At 66.3% G+C, this 16,331-nt stretch carries 14 protein-coding genes and 1 pseudogene; 12 read left to right on the plus strand and 3 right to left on the minus strand.

The features are described from left to right. The first annotated feature begins 31 nt into the window (after window positions 1–31). The 3 genes and pseudogenes from C4E04_RS07420 (at window position 32) to C4E04_RS07430 (ending at window position 2,952) form a co-directional block, all read left to right on the plus strand. On the plus strand, window positions 32–712 hold the full coding sequence (locus tag C4E04_RS07420; protein ID WP_109596310.1) for a DUF2848 domain-containing protein: 681 nt from the start codon (window positions 32–34) through the stop codon (window positions 710–712). Between the two features lie 40 nt (window positions 713–752). Further along, window positions 753–2,107: pseudogene (locus tag C4E04_RS07425) on the plus strand (amidase). Between the two features lie 50 nt (window positions 2,108–2,157). Further along, on the plus strand, window positions 2,158–2,952 hold the full coding sequence (locus C4E04_RS07430) for a putative hydro-lyase (RefSeq protein ID WP_109596312.1): 795 nt from the start codon (window positions 2,158–2,160) through the stop codon (window positions 2,950–2,952). A gap of 24 nt (window positions 2,953–2,976) precedes the next feature. Here the strand turns inward: C4E04_RS07430 and C4E04_RS07435 are convergent, their stop codons facing one another. Beyond that, window positions 2,977–3,849, minus strand: a complete 873-nt coding sequence (locus tag C4E04_RS07435) for an IclR family transcriptional regulator (protein ID WP_109596314.1) — start codon at window positions 3,847–3,849, stop codon at window positions 2,977–2,979. 197 nt (window positions 3,850–4,046) lie between these two features. On the opposite strand from C4E04_RS07435, the gene C4E04_RS07440 reads away from it, so the two are divergent. The 9 genes from C4E04_RS07440 to C4E04_RS07480 all read left to right on the plus strand — a co-directional run bounded on the left by C4E04_RS07440 (window position 4,047) and on the right by C4E04_RS07480 (window position 15,065). After that, a complete protein-coding gene (locus tag C4E04_RS07440; protein WP_109596316.1) occupies window positions 4,047–5,066 on the plus strand; it encodes a TRAP transporter substrate-binding protein in 1,020 nt (339 codons plus the stop codon). A 5-nt stretch (window positions 5,067–5,071) separates the two neighbouring features. Then, complete coding sequence (locus tag C4E04_RS07445) at window positions 5,072–6,967, plus strand: TRAP transporter large permease subunit (RefSeq protein ID WP_245416267.1); 1,896 nt, start codon at window positions 5,072–5,074, stop codon at window positions 6,965–6,967. Further along, entirely contained in the window at window positions 6,964–8,598 is a 1,635-nt protein-coding gene (locus tag C4E04_RS07450) for an acyl-CoA synthetase (RefSeq protein ID WP_109596318.1), read from the plus strand. Before C4E04_RS07445 ends, C4E04_RS07450 begins: the two co-directional genes overlap by 4 nt. Before the next feature lie 55 nt (window positions 8,599–8,653). Continuing rightward, the gene (locus tag C4E04_RS07455) at window positions 8,654–9,439 is read left to right on the plus strand and encodes an SDR family NAD(P)-dependent oxidoreductase (RefSeq protein ID WP_109596321.1); all 786 of its coding nucleotides are present in this window, start codon (window positions 8,654–8,656) and stop codon (window positions 9,437–9,439) included. Between the two features lie 40 nt (window positions 9,440–9,479). Further along, on the plus strand, window positions 9,480–10,283 hold the full coding sequence (locus C4E04_RS07460; protein ID WP_109596323.1) for an SDR family NAD(P)-dependent oxidoreductase: 804 nt from the start codon (window positions 9,480–9,482) through the stop codon (window positions 10,281–10,283). Between the two features lie 40 nt (window positions 10,284–10,323). Further along, on the plus strand, window positions 10,324–11,184 hold the full coding sequence (locus C4E04_RS07465) for a PCC domain-containing protein (protein ID WP_109596325.1): 861 nt from the start codon (window positions 10,324–10,326) through the stop codon (window positions 11,182–11,184). Between the two features lie 82 nt (window positions 11,185–11,266). Continuing rightward, window positions 11,267–11,992 (plus strand): hypothetical protein, encoded by a 726-nt coding sequence (locus C4E04_RS07470; protein ID WP_109596327.1) that lies wholly within the window; start codon window positions 11,267–11,269, stop codon window positions 11,990–11,992. Between the two features lie 134 nt (window positions 11,993–12,126). Continuing rightward, window positions 12,127–13,419 carry an oligosaccharide flippase family protein gene (locus tag C4E04_RS07475; RefSeq protein ID WP_162559313.1) on the plus strand — a complete coding sequence of 431 codons (1,293 nt, stop codon included), beginning with the start codon at window positions 12,127–12,129 and terminating at the stop codon, window positions 13,417–13,419. 104 nt (window positions 13,420–13,523) lie between these two features. After that, complete coding sequence (locus C4E04_RS07480; protein WP_109596331.1) at window positions 13,524–15,065, plus strand: alkaline phosphatase; 1,542 nt, start codon at window positions 13,524–13,526, stop codon at window positions 15,063–15,065. Window positions 15,066–15,071: 6 nt separating this feature from the next. Here the strand turns inward: C4E04_RS07480 and C4E04_RS07485 are convergent, their stop codons facing one another. Both C4E04_RS07485 and ccoS read right to left on the minus strand, forming a co-directional pair. Next, complete coding sequence (locus C4E04_RS07485; RefSeq protein ID WP_109596333.1) at window positions 15,072–16,184, minus strand: hypothetical protein; 1,113 nt, start codon at window positions 16,182–16,184, stop codon at window positions 15,072–15,074. Beyond that, window positions 16,181–16,330: a cbb3-type cytochrome oxidase assembly protein CcoS gene (gene ccoS, locus C4E04_RS07490; RefSeq protein ID WP_109596335.1), complete on the minus strand. Its 150-nt coding sequence runs from the start codon at window positions 16,328–16,330 to the stop codon at window positions 16,181–16,183. The genes C4E04_RS07485 and ccoS overlap by 4 nt, the downstream gene beginning before the upstream one ends. Between the last annotated feature and the right edge of the window lies 1 nt (window position 16,331).

The following is a 16,331-nucleotide window of genomic DNA, read 5'->3' on the forward strand; positions in this document are numbered from 1 at the left end:
AAACTCTCGTATCAACATCGTCAGGACGATAATGAAACTCTCTTTCCATGCAGAAGGCTTGAACAGTCCCCTCGAGGTCGAGATCTCGTCCCTCATTGTGGCGGGCTGGGCGGGGCGCGACCGGCATGCCATTGAGCACCACATCGAGGAGCTCTTCGCCATCGGCGTACCGCGTCCGAGTTCCGTTCCGCTGTATTACCGTGTCGCCGAGAACCAGCTGACCCAGGCCTCGCACATCCAGGTGGTGGGCGATCAGTCCTCGGGCGAGGTGGAGACGTTCGTCTTCCAGGTCGGCGGCGAACTCTATGTCAGCCTGGCGTCCGACCACACCGACCGGAAGCTTGAGACGCACAGCGTTGCTCTCTCGAAGCAGATCTGCGCCAAGCCCGTTGCCAAAGGCGCATGGCGCTACGCGGATGTCGCCGATCACTGGGACGAACTGGTGATCCGCTCCTTCATCCAGGAGGGCGGGGAGCGGGTGCTCTATCAGGAAGGCACCCTGGCCTCGCTCCGTCCCCCGCTCGACCTGATCGCCGGATTCACGGGCGGAGCCGCGATGCTTCCCGAAGGCATCGGGATGATCTGTGGTACGGTCGGCGCCAAAGGCGGCATCCGGCCAGCGCCATCCTTCAGCATGGAGTTGTTTGATCCGCGCCACGGGCGCACATTGAGCCACGACTATACCATCGAGGTTCTGCCGGAGATTTCCTGAGCCTCGTCCCCTGCGGCCTCCTTACGACGGTTGAGAAGACATGGTTTCGACAGTGAAAGAACAGCAAGCGGCCCTCGCTGAAGGCCACACCACGGCCGTGGCTCTGACCGAGGAGGCGCTTGCCCGCGCGTCCGATCCTGCGGGGGAGGGGGCCGTGTCTTCACCCGGCTTTACCCCGAGACGGCCCGTGCGTCCGCTCAGGCGTCCGACATCCTCCGCAAGGCAGGGCTGGTCCGCACGCCCATCGACGGCCTGCCGATTTCGATCAAGGACCTGTTCGACGTTGCCGGCGAGGTCACCATGGCCGGGTCCGTGGCCCGGGACGGCGAGCCCGCCGCCACGGAAGACGCCACGGTGGTCAAGCGCCTGCGCGCCGCCGGGGCCATCATCGTCGGCCGCACCAACATGACCGAGTTCGCCTATTCGGGCCTGGGCCTCAACCCGCATTACGACGTGCCGCGCAATCCCTGGGATCGGGCGACGGGCCGGATTCCCGGCGGCTCGTCCTCGGGCGCGGCGGTTTCAGTCTCGGACGGTATGGCGGTCGCGGGCATCGGCTCTGATACCGGCGGCTCGGTCCGCATTCCGGCGGCGCTCTGCGGACTGGTTGGGTTCAAGCCGACGGCTGCGCGCATCCCCCTGACGGGCGTGCTGCCACTCTCGACCAGTCTCGATTCCATCGGCCCCATCGCTCACTCGGTGGAGTGTTGCGCAATCCTCGATGCGATCATGGCCGCTGACGAGGAGCCGCTTCCGCAGCCTGCCGACATCCGCGGCTTGCGGTTCGCCGTCCCGACCACTCTCGTGCTCGAGGGGATGGATCCGGATGTCGCGAAGGCCTTCCAAGCCGCGCTCGCGAGCCTCTCGGCCGCGGGTGCGCACGTGGAGGAGATCGCGATTCCGGAATTCGCCTCGCTTGCGGCCATCAACGCCAAGGGCGGGTTTACGGCCTCGGAGGCCATGGCATGGCACCGGGACCTGATCGGGCGCGCGGGGAACCGCTACGATCCGCGGGTCATGCCGCGCATCCTGCGTGGCCAGGAAATGTCGGCCGCCGACTACATCGACCTCCTCGCTGCGCGCAAGGCCTGGATCGCGGCCGTGGAGGCGCGGATCGCCGGTTATGACGCGCTGCTCCTCCCGACCGTTCCGGTGGTCGCACCCGCGATTGCCGATCTCCTGGCAAGCGACGAGGCTTATTTCGCCACCAACGGCCTCATCCTGCGCAACCCGACTCTCATCAACTTCCTGAACGGATGTGCCCTGTCGGTCCCGTGCCATGCGCCGGGCAACGCTCCTGTGGGCCTCATGATTGCGGGCGCAGCCGGTGCCGACCGCCGGATTCTCGCCATCGGCATGGCCGTGGAGGCGCTGCGCCAACGCTCGCAAAAGTAACCTTCGCCCATTGGCCGGGATCGCGACAGAACGACAAAAAGGACGCGACGATGCCTTCAGTGACCCATAACGACGCCGCCTATCGGGCGCGGCTCGATGCCCGTGCGGGCATTCTGACGGGCCCGACGGCGAATCTCGCCCCCGGCCATGTGCAGGCGAACCTCGCCATCCTTCCGGAGGATCTGGCGCACGACTTCCTCCGCTTCTGCCAGCGCAACCCCAAGCCATGCCCGCTTCTGGCGGTGTCCGAAACGGGCGATCCGTTCCTGCCGGAACTGGGCCGGGATATCGACATCCGCACGGATGTACCGCGCTACAGGGTGTGGCGGCACGGCGAACTCGTGGCCGAGCCCACGGATATTCGCGATCTGTGGAACGACAAGCTCGTCTCGTTCCTGATCGGCTGCTCGTTCTCGTTCGAGGAGGCCATGCTGGCCGATGGCCTGCCCGTGCGCCATATCGAACAGGGCTGCAATGTGCCCATGTACCGGACCAACATGCCGACCGTGGCGACTGGGCCGTTCTCGGGACCGCTCGTGGTCTCCATGCGTCCGCTCAAGGCCGCGGACGCAATCCGGGCCGTGCAGGTGACGTCCCGCTTTCCATCCGTGCACGGCGCGCCGGTGCATCTGGGCGATCCTTCGCTGATCGGCATCGCCGACATCGGCAAGCCGGATTACGGCGATCCCGTCGAGATCCGGGAGGGCGAGATCCCGGTCTTCTGGGCCTGCGGGGTCACGCCGCAATCGGTCATCGCAAATGTCCGGCCGGAATTCTGCATCACCCATGCGCCCGGTCACATGCTTGTCACCGACCTCCTGAATTCCTCCATTTCGGTGCTCTGACGCGTATCCAGGCTGCAGGGCTCCTTATGGATAGGCGCGCCCGGTCTTCTTCCGAGGCGGCTTGTCGGCACCGTCGGCATTGAGGAGGCGCGCTTCGATCCAGGCTGCTTCCTTCTGAAGGAGCGGCACGAGTTCACGCTGCCGCTCCTCGCTGAGCCGGCTTTCCGTGGCGGCGATGGAGAGCGCACCGGCCGGACGATTGTTCGGTCCGCGGAACGCGACGCCGATCGCCCAGGAATCCGCGAGGAGCAGGCCGGGATTGAGAGAGTAGCCCCTCTGGCGCGTCTCGCGGACCAATTTCCGCAGCATAGGCGGCGAGAAGGGCGGGTATTTGTCGGCCAGCACGTCCGCATTCGCCGCAAGAACCTCGTCCACCTCGTCGTCCGGCAGGGCGGCCAGTAGTGCCAGACTGCCCGCCCCGATGCCGAGCGGGTGGCGGTCTCCCGCATGGAGGGCGTGGACTCGGATCGGGTAGGGGCCTTCCTCCCGGTGCACACAGATCGAATAGACATCACGCGGGACCGACAGGAACGCCGTATCGCCGGTCTCCTGGCTCAGCCGCACGAGCGAGCGAAGCGAGATCGAGTGGATGCCGAAGCGGGCGCTCGCGAGGGTGCCCAGAACGTAGATTTCAGGGCCGATATAATAGCGCCGGGTCTCGAGGTCCTGATCGAGAAGCCCGGCCCGCACCAGTGCGAGAAGCATGCGGCGGACCGTCGGCTTCGGCAGATTGCACTGCTCGACGATCTCGGACAGCCGGGCACCCGGGGAGCCCGCCCTCCCGACGAGGAGCAGCAGCGTCGCGGCGCGGTCGATGGCCTGCGCACCGCTGGCGGCCGCCTCGTCGATTCCCTGGACGGCAATCTTGGCCGAGATCGTCTTCGGATGTTCCAGCATATGGACCTTCTCGGGCCTTCGAATAGAGCTTTCTCTAGGGGAAGCATTTTCAATTGACAACGACCGGGGACGGAGTGCCTCCTAATGCCCTGAAAGAAGCGCCCGGAAAGAGGCGCTCGTAAAACAACAAGGGTCCGGCATATGGACCTGGATCGAGGAAACGCGAAGGTCCTGCGGGACCGGACCAGGAGGCTTACATGATTTTGTCTCGTCGCCGGCTGCTGAGTGTCGGCTCGACCGCTTTCGCCGGTGCCGTCATCGGCGCCCCGTTCATCGCGCGGGCCCAGCAGGCGGAGTTCACGTACAAATACGCGAACAACCTGCCCGAGACGCACCCAATGAACGCCAGGGCGCGCGAAATGGCGGCCGCGATCAAGGCCGAGACCAACGGCCGCGTCGACCTCCAGATCTTCCCCAACAGCCAGCTCGGATCGGATACAGATACGCTGAGCCAGGTGCGCTCGGGCGGCGTCGAGTTCTTCACCCTGTCGGGCCTGATCCTGTCGACCCTCGTGCCGGCCGCCTCGATCAACGGGGTGGGCTTCGCGTTCCCGAACTATGATGCCGTCTGGAAGGCCATGGACGGGGAGCTCGGCGCCTATGTGCGCGCCCAGATCGCGAAGGCCAACCTCGTAGCCATGGACAAGATCTGGGACAACGGTTTCCGGCAGACCACCTCGTCGACGAAGCCCATCAATACCCCTGACGACCTGAAGGGCTTCAAGATCCGGGTGCCGGTCTCGCCGCTCTGGACCTCCATGTACAAGGCCTTCGACGCCGCGCCCGCCTCCATCAACTTCAACGAAGTCTACTCGTCGCTTCAGACCAAGGTGGTCGAAGGGCAGGAGAACCCGCTGGCCATCGTCTCGACCGCGAAGCTCTACGAGGTTCAGAAATACTGCTCCCTCACCAACCATATGTGGGATGGATTCTGGTTCCTGGCGAACCGCCGCGCCTGGGAGCGCCTGCCTGAGGACGTGCGCACCATCATGGCGAAGCACATCAATGCGGCGGCAATCAAGGAGCGCGAGGACGTCGCCAAGCTCAACGCCAATCTCCAACAGGAGCTTGCCGGAAAAGGCCTGGTGTTCAACCAGCCCGATCCCGTGCCGTTCCGGGACAAGCTGCGGCAGGCCGGCTTCTATGCCGAATGGAAAGGCAAGTACGGCGACGAGGCCTGGGCCATTCTGGAAAAGTCCGTCGGCAAGCTGGTCTGATCCCCATGGCCCGCATTCAGTCGCACCCTGGTGGGGCGAGCCTGATCGCGGAGCGTTCCGGATTCCCTGCGGAGCGCTCCTGGCTGGCATCGCTCGATGCCGTTCTTGGCGCCATCGTGGAAATTCCGGTCGCGATCCTCGTCGCGGTCGAAATCGTGATCCTGTTTGCGGGCGTCGTGGCGCGTTTCGTGCTCCACCAGCCCCTGATCTGGTCGGATGAGCTGGCCTCGATCCTGTTCCTCTGGCTCGCCATGCTCGGCGCGGTCGTCGCCTTCCGTCGCAACGAGCACATGCGCATGACGGCCATCGTCGCCCGGGCGTCGCCAGAAGCCCGGGCGTTCCTCGACGTGTTCGCGACTGCGGCTGCGCTGGCGTTCCTGCTCCTCATCGCCTGGCCGGCCTTCGAATACGCGCAGGAGGAGACCTACATCACGACGCCGGCCCTCGAGATCACCAATGCCTGGCGTGCCGCGGCCCTGCCGGTCGGCGTCGGCCTCATGGCGGTGTTCGCCCTGCTGCGCCTGGCGCGGGTCGGCTCGCTCCGAACCCTCGCGTCGGCCGTTGTGGCGGTCGTGGTGATCGTCGGTGCCTTCTGGCTCGCCGAGCCCCTGTTCCGCCAGCTCGGAAACCTCAACCTCGTCATTTTCTTCGTCGGCGTTGTTGCCGCATCAGTACTTGCGGGCATTCCGATTGCCTTCGCGTTCGGGCTTTCGATCTTCGGCTACCTTATCCTGACCACCCATACGCCCCTCATGGTGCTGGTCGGACGCATGGATGAGGGCATGTCCCATCTCATCCTGCTCGCCGTGCCGCTCTTCGTCTTCCTCGGTCTCCTGATCGAGATGACCGGCATGGCCCGCGCGATGGTCGCCTTTCTGGCGAGCCTTCTCGGGCATGTGCGCGGCGGCCTTCATTATGTGCTGGTCGGGGCGATGTATCTGGTGTCCGGCATCTCGGGCGCCAAGGCGGCAGACATGGCAGCCGTCGCGCCCGTCCTGTTCCCCGAGATGAAGGCGCGGGGCGCCAAGCCCGGCGATCTCGTGGCCCTTCTTTCGGCCACGGGCGCGCAGACCGAAACCATACCGCCGAGCCTCGTCCTGATCACCATCGGGTCGGTGACGGGCGTGTCGATTGCGGCTCTCTTCACGGGCGGTCTCATGCCGGCTGTCGTCCTGGCCATCACGCTCTGCTTCGTGGTCTGGTGGCGCTACCGGAAAGAGGATCTCAGCCATGTGAAGCGGGCAAGCCGGGGTGAGATCGGGCGCTCCTTCATCGTGGCGGTTCCGGCCATCGCGCTGCCCTTCGTCATCCGTGCTGCCGTGGTCGAAGGCGTCGCGACCGCCACCGAGGTCTCCACCATCGGCATCGTCTACGCCATCGTGATCGGGCTCGTCATCTACCGCCAGTTCGACTGGCGGCGGTTGAAGCCGATGCTGGTCGACACGGCCTGCCTCTCGGGTGCGATCCTGCTTATCATCGGCACCGCGACCGGCATGGCCTGGGGCCTCACGCAATCCGGCTTCTCGCGGTCGCTGGCGGCCGCCATGACCGGCCTGCCGGGCGGCGCCGTGACGTTCATGATCGTGTCGATCATCGCGTTCGTCATCCTGGGGTCCGTGCTGGAAGGCATTCCGGCCATCGTGCTCTTCGGGCCGCTTCTCTTCCCAATCGCGCGGGCCGTCGGCATCCACGAGGTGCATTATGCGATGGTGGTCATCCTGGCCATGGGCATCGGCCTCTTCGCGCCGCCCTTCGGGGTCGGATACTACGCCGCCTGCGCCATCGGGCGGGTCGAACCGGCGGAGGGCATGCGGCCGATCCTCGGCTATCTCTTCGCGCTCCTCATCGGCACCTTTATCGTTGCGGCAGTGCCGTGGATCTCGATCGGCTTCCTGAAATGACAGGGCCTTCCGAGCCCCTGAAAGGCTTCGTGCCCGTCTCCAAGCGGGTCATGAACCTCGCCAATTTCCTCAGCCAGGCGGCGCGCCGCCATCCGGACGAGGTCGCCTTCGTGTGGGGTGATGCGACCTGGACCTGGGCGGACTTGGATCGACGCGTGAATGCCATGGCGGCGGCCCTGGCAGCGCTTGGGGTCCGGAAAGGGGATCGCGTCCTGGTGCAGTCCAAGAACTGCAACCAGATGTTCGAGTCGATGTTCGCCTGTTTCCGGCTCGGGGCCGTCTGGGTGCCGACGAATTTCCGTCAGACGCCGGACGAGGTCGCGTATCTCGGCCAGTCGAGCGGCGCCTCCGCGATGATCTGCCACCGTGAATTTCCGGAGCATGTCGCGGCGGTACGGGCAGCCTGTCCGGACCTCCGGTTCGCAATCTCCATCGGGGCTTCCGATTTCGGCGAGGATTATGACACCCTCGTAGAACAGCATTTCGGTGAAGGCGCCGACATGGCGCCCGTCGAGCACGACGATCCGTGCTGGTTCTTCTTCACCTCCGGCACGACCGGGCGCCCCAAGGCCGCTGTCCTCACACACGGCCAGATGGCTTTCGTGGTGACGAACCACCTCTGCGATTTGATGCCCGGCACCACGCACGAGGATGCGTCCCTCGTCGTGGCGCCGCTGTCGCATGGCGCTGGCGTTCATCAGCTCACGCAGGTGGCGCGAGCCGTGAAGACTGTCCTGCTCCCTGGCGACAAGTTCGATGTCGATGAGGCCTGGAGGCTCGTCGAGCGTTGGCGGATCACGAACCTCTTCACGGTCCCGACCATCGTCAAGCTGCTGACCGAGCATCCTGCCGTCGACGCGCACGATCACACGTCCCTACGATACGTGATCTATGCGGGCGCACCCATGTACCGGGAGGACCAGAAGCACGCGCTGCGGACGCTCGGCAAGGTGCTGGTCCAGTATTTCGGCTTAGGCGAGGTCACGGGCAACATCACGGTGCTGCCTCCGGCGCTCCACGACCCGGAGGATAGCCCCGACGTGAAGGTAGGGACCTGCGGCTACGAGCGGACCGGAATGCAGGTGTCGATCCAGGACGAGCAGGGGCGCGAACTTGCGGCGGGCGAGACCGGGGAAATCTGCGTCTGCGGTCCGGCTGTATTCGCGGGCTATTACGACAACCCGGAGGCTAACGCCAAAGCCTTTCGGGATGGGTGGTTCCGGACAGGCGATCTCGGCCATATGGACCGCGACGGTTATCTCTACATCACCGGCCGGGCCTCCGACATGTACATTTCCGGCGGCTCCAACGTCTATCCGCGTGAGATCGAGGAGAAGATCCTGACCCATCCGGGCATCGCCGAGGTGGCGATCGTCGGAGTGCCGGACAGGACCTGGGGCGAGGTGGGCGTAGCTGTCTGCGTCCTGCGGCCCGGGGCCGATCTCGACGAGGGCGCGCTCCTCGCCTGGATGGACGGCAAGGTCGCCCGCTACAAGCTTCCGAAGCGCGTGTTCTTCTGGGACGCTCTTCCGAAGTCCGCCTACGGCAAGATCACCAAGAAGCAGATCCGTTCGGAACTCGAAGCCCGGGGCTGCCTGCCACTGGACCGGCCGGTCCGGGTGCCGGCCTGACCCTGGCGGCGACGCGCCCGTGACGGAAGGCTTACAACCGCATGGGGAGACGATTATGGCTCAGCAGACAGTGCTCGTGACCGGGGGAGCCTCGGGCATTGGCCTCGCGGTCGTTCAGGCCATCCTGGCAGAGGGCTGGCGTGTCGTGGTTGCGGATCTGAACGCCGAGAGCCTCGAGCGGTGCAAGGATAGCCTTGGGCCAAACGGCGACAGCGTGCGCTATGAGCCCATGAATGTTGCGGACGAGGATGCGGTTATCCGCGCCGTCGCCGCTTGCGAGGCGGAGTTCGGTCCCCTGACGGGCGTTGTCAATTCCGCCGGCATCGGGCGCGACGTGCCGGCGCTCGACACCGATGTCGAGCTCTTCCGCAGGATGCTGGAGGTCAACCTGATCGGCAGCTTCGTGGTGTCCCGGGAAGTCGCGAAGCGCATGAGGGAGCGCGGCGGCGGCGCCATCGTCAACGTCGCGTCCGTTTCGGGCATCGCAGGCAACAGGGGGCGCGTGGCCTACGGAGCTTCCAAGGGGGGCGTCATCACCATGACGAGGGTGATGGCCGTCGAGCTGGCTACTATCGGCATCCGCGTGAACGTCATCGCGCCAGGTCCCATCGAGACGCCGCTCGTTCAGGAGATGCACACGCCGGAGGTGCGGGCGGCCTGGATGACGACGGTGCCGCAGCGGCGCTACGGTTCGCCGGACGAGATCGCAGGAGCGGCCGTGTTCCTGCTCGATCCACGCAAGTCCAGCTACATCACAGGGCAGACGATCTGTGTCGATGGAGGCTTTTCCATCGCGGGCCTTCTCGACGATGTCGGGGTCGCTGCCGCGATGCCCGCATGAGCGTGCGGCAATCCCATTTTCGCGACGGATCGAGAGGACCATGAGCGAACGTCTGAAGGGCAGAACCGCCATCGTGTTCGGCGCAGGCTCGTCTGGCCCGGGCTGGGGCAACGGCAAGGCCGCTGCTGTCGCCTATGCCCGCGAGGGCGCCAGGGTGGCCTGCATCGATCTTGCGCAGGCAGCTGCGGACGAAACTGCGGATATCATCTCGCGGGAGAGCGGTATCGCCCTGGCCCTCTCGGCCGACGTCACCGATACGGGATCGATCCAGACGGCCGTTGCCGAAACGATCGATGCGTTCGGCGCCATCGACATCCTGCACAACAACGTGGGCGTGACTCACATGGGCGGCCCGGTTGAGCTGAGCGAGGAACAGTTCGCTGCGGCCCTCGACCTGAATATCGGCCCCGTCTACCGGACCGCCAAGGCGGTGGTTCCGCATATGCTCCGGCAGGGCAGGGGAGCCATCGTCAACATCTCGTCGCTCGCGGCGATCCGATGGACCGGCTATCCCTATTTTGCCTATTACGCCACCAAGGCGGCGGTCAATCAGGCGACCGTGGCGCTCGCCATGCAATATGCCCGCGACGGCATAAGGGCCAATTGCATCATGCCCGGCCTCATCGACACGCCGCTGATCTACAGGCAGATCTCCGGGCAATATGCATCGGTCGACGAGATGGTTGCGGCCCGCAACGCCGCTGTCCCGATGGGCAAGATGGGAACGGCATGGGATGTCGCGAACGCGGCCGTCTTTTTGGCTTCCGACGAGGCCCGGTTCATCACCGGAGTTTGCCTGCCCGTGGACGGCGGGCAGAGCTGTGCGGTGTCGGAATTCCGCTGAGGCCATAATCTGTGCCGAACGGATATGAGAGAGCACAACGATGAGGCAGATCCTTCACCCAGGCCCTATTGCGAGCAATCGCGCGACGGTCGTGGCCAGCACGCCCGTTCGCCTGCGCTTCAGGCTGGAGCCGGGGCACACGGTCGACGAGGCTGTTTCAAAGGGATTTGCAGCCGCCGGATGCGAAGGCGGTTTCGTGACCTTCAGGGGCGGCCGGTGCGAGCCGTTCAAATACGTGATGCCGGCGGCATCGCCCGATGACAGTCATGCAGCCTGGTACAGCGACACCTTCGCGCCCGCAGGCCCGGTGTCGTTCGAACGGGCCGGGGCCATCGTGGGCCGGCGTGACGGAAGGCCTTTCCTTCATTGCCACGGAATCTGGACCACACAAGACGGCGTCCGGATGGGCCATCTGCTCGCACCGGACACTCTCATCGGGGAACCGGTGGAGGCATCGGGCATCGGCGTGAGAACTGCCACCTTCGAGGCCCGGCCTGATGCCGAGACCAACTTTACCCTGTTCGAGCCGGTCAGGACTGACGGTGCGGAGGACAAGGTGGGGGCACGCGTCTTCCTGGCCAGGATCCGCCCCAATGTCGACATCAGCCTCGCCATCGAGGCGATCTGCCGGGAGCACGGCATCCGGACCGCCCATGTCCATGGCATCGGCAGCCTCAACGAAGTGCGCTATGCCGACGGGTCGAGCGTGGAATCCCACGCGACGGAGGTCCTGATCCGGCATGGCCGCGTGGAGAGTGTCGACGGCCAGCCGAGAGCTCGCCTCCATTTGGACGTGGTCGACATCGAGGGTGGGATTTCCAGCGGAGAGATCGTTCACGGCGACAACCCGGTCCTTGTCACCTTCGAGCTCCTCATCGAGGCGGCCGAGTTGGAAACATAAAGGCGCAGTCCTGCTCGGTTCACCTCGGGGCGGATTGCCGGTAAAGAGCCGGTGGCGATTCAGGAGGGGCGGCCGCTCCAATATGTCCAGCTGGCGAGACGAGAAGAACCAGAAGGCGCTTGCCCGGCTGGAAAGCCGGCTTTCGCCGTCCTTTCCGGCCTGCGTCCTAGCGCACGCTCTCCGGCAGCCGCTGATCCCGCCAACCCAGCGTCGGGCCATGGAATCCTACTGGCGTCACCGCCCGCTCTTAGCCGACAGGCTGGCGCGGGCCCTTGCGGCGAAAAGCGGGGAGCCTGCCGGGTGGCAATGGCGCCTCGGGCGCGACAAGGACACAGGTCTGCCCGCAACCTTCCGCATGCCGCCGTCACCCTATCGGGAGGCGGCTTCCTCGCGCGGGCCGGGCCATTGCTGCGTCTGCGGCCAGCCGGTCTACCGGCTGGGTTGGCACCAGGATGCCTGGGACGACGGCAAGCCGAACCGGAATGCGACCTGGCATTCCGCCTGTGTGGTCGCCTGGCGGCTCTGGACGGCGCCGACGGACCATCTCCGCATGCTGAAGCTGCGCCAGAAGCGGAAATGCCCGGCGACAGGCCGCCGCCTGCTCAGGACCGCCGAAGTGGATCATCGCGTTCCGCTCTTTGCCGTCTGGTCCGAACATAGGACGAGAGCCTGGCCGGAGCTTCTTGCCTTCTGGGGCGCTCCCAACCTCCAGGTGATCAACCGGCAGGTCCACCTGGAAAAATGCGCCGAAGAGGCGGCGGAGCGGGCGAGACGCCGCGCCGCCCCGTCGCTCGCGACGGAAAGCTGAGGCCGCAGCCCGGCCTTTGAGCCATGCGCCAGCGGGGACCATGCCGCGCCACATGGTCCTCTTCCGGTGACCGGACCTGTCCGATAAGAGGTGCTTCCCTTACGGCAGGCCATCCCGGCCCTGCATTCCCGGTGATGTTGGCACGAATTCCTTTTCTCCCGGCGCTTCTTGCCGTCGGGTCCCGTTACCTGCCCCGTGGCAGCCTCGTTCTCCTCCTGGGGACGCTCTCGGCGCGTGCGATCTCGACGGTCGGGCTGCTGGTCACGGCCGCGATCCTCGGTCCGTCTCCCTATGCGGCCCTCGGGGTCTATGTGAGCATCCTGTCCCTCCTGTCCGTTGCCGCCTGTGGCCGCTACGAGGCCGCGATCCTGGCGGTCCGGCATGAGGGGGATGCCCGTGCGCTTGTCATGCTGTCGCAGGGGATTTGCGCCCTGTTCCTCCTGGCGGTGTCGAGTCTCTGTGCCCTCGTGATCCTGATGGGATGGAACGATCTCGTCGCTCTGCCCGCCGCCGCCATGGCGCTGCTGCCCCTGGGAATCCTGGCGCGGGTGAAGCTGCGGATCGAGAATCTTATCCTGACCCGGTCGGGTCGTCCCCGGGTCCGGGCGCGCAGCGCCATCGTCCAGAGCATCGTCCAACCCCTGGTGACGCTCGCGTCCTACTGGATCGGCGCGGATGCTGTTCTGGCTCTGGTCCTCGGCGATGCAGTGGGGCATCTCGTTGCGGCCTTCGTTCTGCGCATGGGTAACCGGGATTGGCGACGGGAGACCCAGCCGCGCGGCGCTCTGCTCCATCATGCGGCGAAGTGGCGGCAGATGCCTCTGGCGGGCCTGCCCAACGCCTTCTTGAGCATCGCGTTCGATTCTGCGCCCGCCCTGTTGGCCGGCCTGACCCTGCCGCCACATCTGGGCGGGCAGATGATCCTGGCGCTTCGCCTGCTGGATATCCCGGGCTTCCTGGTGGGCTTCGTAGCGGTGCCGACCCTGCAGCGGGCCATCGTCGAGGACAAGACGCCGCTGCGCTATGCGCTGCGTCCGGTTCTGCGACTGGCGCTCATGCTCGGCGGCATGTTCCTTGCCATCATCGTGATGGCCCATTTCCTCTCGCCACTTCTTCTGCATACACGCTGGCCCGAGCTGTTCCGTCTGGTGCAGTGGTTTGCGCTGAGCTCCGCCTTCCTGGCGGTGACCAATCCGCTGATCGAGCTCGTTGCGATCTACGGGGTGGAGGTCCGGGCCTTCCGTAGGCATCTGGCCTCGCTCCTGATTCTTGCGGTCTGCACGGCCGGGCTGCTGATCTTTGGCGAGAGAGTGCCATCCCTCGCCCTGCTTCTCGCGTTGGCGGGCTTGGCGCGGGCCGCAATGTTCTCCCGCCTGCTCTTCCAGCAGAGCCGTCGCGAGAGGGGAGCGGCCGTGCCGGCAAGGTGAGGCCCACCCCGACAGGATTGCGCTTTACCCGGAACGAGGACTAGCCTTGTGGACCTTCGTCCGACCGGCCGCCCCTACGGGCCGCTCCCATCCACGAGCCGAGAATGCGCGATCTGTCCCTGCCGAGGCGGCACTTCCTCCTGGCATCCCTGGGCGGGAGCTTGTCCCTGCGCCCGTTCAGCATCCTCCAGGCTGCACCGCGCCTGCCCGACGATCCATTCACGCTTGGAGTGGCGTCCGGCGCGCCGCGTCCGGACAGTGTCGTCATCTGGACACGTCTCGCGCCGAAGCCCCTTGAGGGCGGCGGAATGCCGGAGACACCGGTCGCGGTCGACTGGCAGATGGCCGAAGACGAGGGGTTTCGCCGCATCGTCCGCAAGGGCCGCGTTATGGCCGAGCCCGCATCGGCGCATGCGGTCCATGTCACGGTCCCGGGACTCCGGCCCGCGCGCTGGTACTGGTATCGGTTTCGCGTCGGGCGGGCCGTAAGCCCGGTCGGCCGCACGCGCACCGCCGCAGCGCCCGGCGCTGCAGGCGGTTTGCGTTTCGCCTATGCGTCCTGCCAGCAATATGAGCAGGGCTTCTACGCTGCCTATGCGGACATGGCGCGCCGGGATCTCGACCTCGTCGTCCATCTCGGCGACTACATCTATGAAACGTCGTGGGGATCACAGCATGTGCGCAAGCACATGAGCGGCATTCCGACCACTTTACCCGAGTTCCGCGAACGCTATGCGCTTTACAAGCTCGATCCCGATCTCCAGGCCGCGCATGCGGCGTTTCCCTGGCTTTCGATCTGGGACGACCATGAGGTCGCCAACGATTATGCGAATGACCGCTCCTCGGCCATGGGCGACCGGGACCAGTTCCTGAAAGTCCGCGCAGCGGCCTACCAGGCTTATTACGAGCACATGCCCCTGCCGCCCAAGGCGCGACCGAGGGGGCCGGAGGCCGTCATCTATGACCTCTACGAATTCGGCCAGATGGCGAACCTGATCCTCCTCGACGACCGTCAGTACCGCTCTCCCCATGCATGCCTGCCCGGGCGCAGCGCGTCCCCGCGGGTCGACTGTCCAGATCGCCTGCGGGAGGACCGCACCATGCTGGGCGCCGTGCAGGAGGCGTGGCTCGACCAGGCGCTTGCCGACGCAAAGGGTCGCTGGACCATCGTGGCGCAGCAGACCCTGATGGCGGAGCGCGACCTCGATCCCGGCGATGGCCACGGCTACTGGATGGATGGCTGGGACGGCTATGCGGCCGGCCGGCGGCGGCTCCTCGACGGCATCGCGGCGCACCGTACGCCCAACCCCGTGGTGATCGGCGGCGACGTGCATGCCTTCTTCGCGGCGGATCTCAAGCGCGATTTCCACGACGAGAAGGCCGAGGTGCTGGCCACCGAATTCTGCGGCACCTCGATCACCTCCGAAGGGCCGAGCGCGAAGGGGATCGCAACCGTCCGGGCCAAGAACCCGCATATCCGCTATGCGCGCGGCGACAGGAGGGGCTTTGCGACAGTGTCCCTGACGGAGACGCACTGCGAAGTGAACTTCGAGGCCGTGGCCGACATCAAGGAGCGCAACTCCCCGGTCTCCCGCATCGCGTCCTTCGTATGCCTCGACGGCCGGCCGGGCGTGCAGGAGGCCTGAGGTTCCTTACGCTATGATGCCGGTCGCGAGGGCGCCGAGCAGGGCTGCGGCCAGCAGGCATGCGTCATGAAGGCCGAGCGCCCAGCGCGAGGGTTCCCGGTCCCGGTGGACCCACAAGGTCGTGCCGAGGGTCGCAAGCGACCAGCCGATTCCCACGAGGGCAGCCGAGAGCGAGAATTGGGCGGCGCTGGACGAGACCGCGAAGACCAGCGCTCCGGCCGTGAGCGCGAGGCCTCCTCCGCAGACGATCCATGAGGGGCGGATTGCCGCCGGCATTCCGGCGAGCGCGAGGGACGGTGCATACATAGCCACCACATGCCAGGCCACGACGCCCGACACGGCGCTGGTCAATCCGCATCCCACCATGGCGATGGGCGTCGCGCCCATGAGGGCCGTCATCAGGAACCAGGCCGCAGCACCAATCGATGTCGGCAGGAGGATTTCCCGCCAGGGCTTTCTCGGGCCCTCGGCCGCGAGGATCGAATGCTGCGGCCGGTATGGCAGGGCGGCGGTCGCCGTAAGAGAACCCACATGGGCCAGGGCTGCGGCGGCACCCATGCCGACGAAGACGCGCGGGGTGGCGAGCGCCTCGGCATAATCCGCGATGCCGGGAGCCGCGAACCCCGCGAGGGTCGCAGCTCCGAAAACCAGAAGGAGTGCCCGCGGGCTCCCGCCGCCGAGGCCGGCGGCCGCGTGGCGGTAGAACAGGCTGAAACCGCCCGCGACCCCGAGCCAGAACGCGCCGAGGATCAGGGCGCCGAAATGCCATTGGGTCAGAGCCCAGACGAGCACCAGCCCGCCCGCGATGCCGAGGCTCGCTCCGAGCGAGAAGGCAGCCCGGCGCCCGATCGCATCGAGAAGGAGCGAGGCGGGCAGTCCCGCGATTGCGGCCCCGGCATAGAAGGCCGCATAGGGCAGGGCCGCCCCGGCGCGGCTCGGCGCCAGGGAGAGGCCTGCCAGCGGCAGGATGCCGAGGATCAGGACCTGCGACAGGACCGAGAGGGCGAAGGCTGCGGCGAGCAGCACCGTCCCGCGCCGGTCGACCTCGCCGTCGCCGGATGCCAGGGTGCAGGCGCAGTCGAGCTGGCCCGCGCGTGGGAGGCCGGCCGACAAGGTCATGGTTTCACATCGTCGTCGCTCAGGACGCGCAGGGCCGCGCCCTGAACGTCATCGTACTGGCCGTTCCGGAGCGACCACAGAAAGGCGCCGAGGCCGCACAGGCCAAGCGCTAGGGCCGTCGGGATGAGGAAGAGAAGAACACCCATA

Origin of the sequence: Microvirga sp. 17 mud 1-3, assembly GCF_003151255.1 — a bacterium.
Lineage (GTDB): Bacteria > Pseudomonadota > Alphaproteobacteria > Rhizobiales > Beijerinckiaceae > Microvirga.

Bases quoted from the DNA above. Each gene is read 5' to 3' on its own strand.
- C4E04_RS07420 (WP_109596310.1), top strand. From the start codon at position 32: ATGAAACTCTCTTTCCATGCAGAAGGCTTGAACAGTCCCCTCGAGGTC.
- C4E04_RS07430 (WP_109596312.1), top strand. From the start codon at position 2,158: ATGCCTTCAGTGACCCATAACGACGCCGCCTATCGGGCGCGGCTCGAT.
- C4E04_RS07435 (WP_109596314.1), bottom strand. From the start codon at position 3,849: ATGCTGGAACATCCGAAGACGATCTCGGCCAAGATTGCCGTCCAGGGA.
- C4E04_RS07440 (WP_109596316.1), top strand. From the start codon at position 4,047: ATGATTTTGTCTCGTCGCCGGCTGCTGAGTGTCGGCTCGACCGCTTTC.
- C4E04_RS07445 (WP_245416267.1), top strand. From the start codon at position 5,072: ATGGCCCGCATTCAGTCGCACCCTGGTGGGGCGAGCCTGATCGCGGAG.
- C4E04_RS07450 (WP_109596318.1), top strand. From the start codon at position 6,964: ATGACAGGGCCTTCCGAGCCCCTGAAAGGCTTCGTGCCCGTCTCCAAG.
- C4E04_RS07455 (WP_109596321.1), top strand. From the start codon at position 8,654: ATGGCTCAGCAGACAGTGCTCGTGACCGGGGGAGCCTCGGGCATTGGC.
- C4E04_RS07460 (WP_109596323.1), top strand. From the start codon at position 9,480: ATGAGCGAACGTCTGAAGGGCAGAACCGCCATCGTGTTCGGCGCAGGC.
- C4E04_RS07465 (WP_109596325.1), top strand. From the start codon at position 10,324: ATGAGGCAGATCCTTCACCCAGGCCCTATTGCGAGCAATCGCGCGACG.
- C4E04_RS07470 (WP_109596327.1), top strand. From the start codon at position 11,267: ATGTCCAGCTGGCGAGACGAGAAGAACCAGAAGGCGCTTGCCCGGCTG.
- C4E04_RS07475 (WP_162559313.1), top strand. From the start codon at position 12,127: ATGTTGGCACGAATTCCTTTTCTCCCGGCGCTTCTTGCCGTCGGGTCC.
- C4E04_RS07480 (WP_109596331.1), top strand. From the start codon at position 13,524: ATGCGCGATCTGTCCCTGCCGAGGCGGCACTTCCTCCTGGCATCCCTG.
- C4E04_RS07485 (WP_109596333.1), bottom strand. From the start codon at position 16,184: ATGACCTTGTCGGCCGGCCTCCCACGCGCGGGCCAGCTCGACTGCGCC.
- ccoS (WP_109596335.1), bottom strand. From the start codon at position 16,330: ATGGGTGTTCTTCTCTTCCTCATCCCGACGGCCCTAGCGCTTGGCCTG.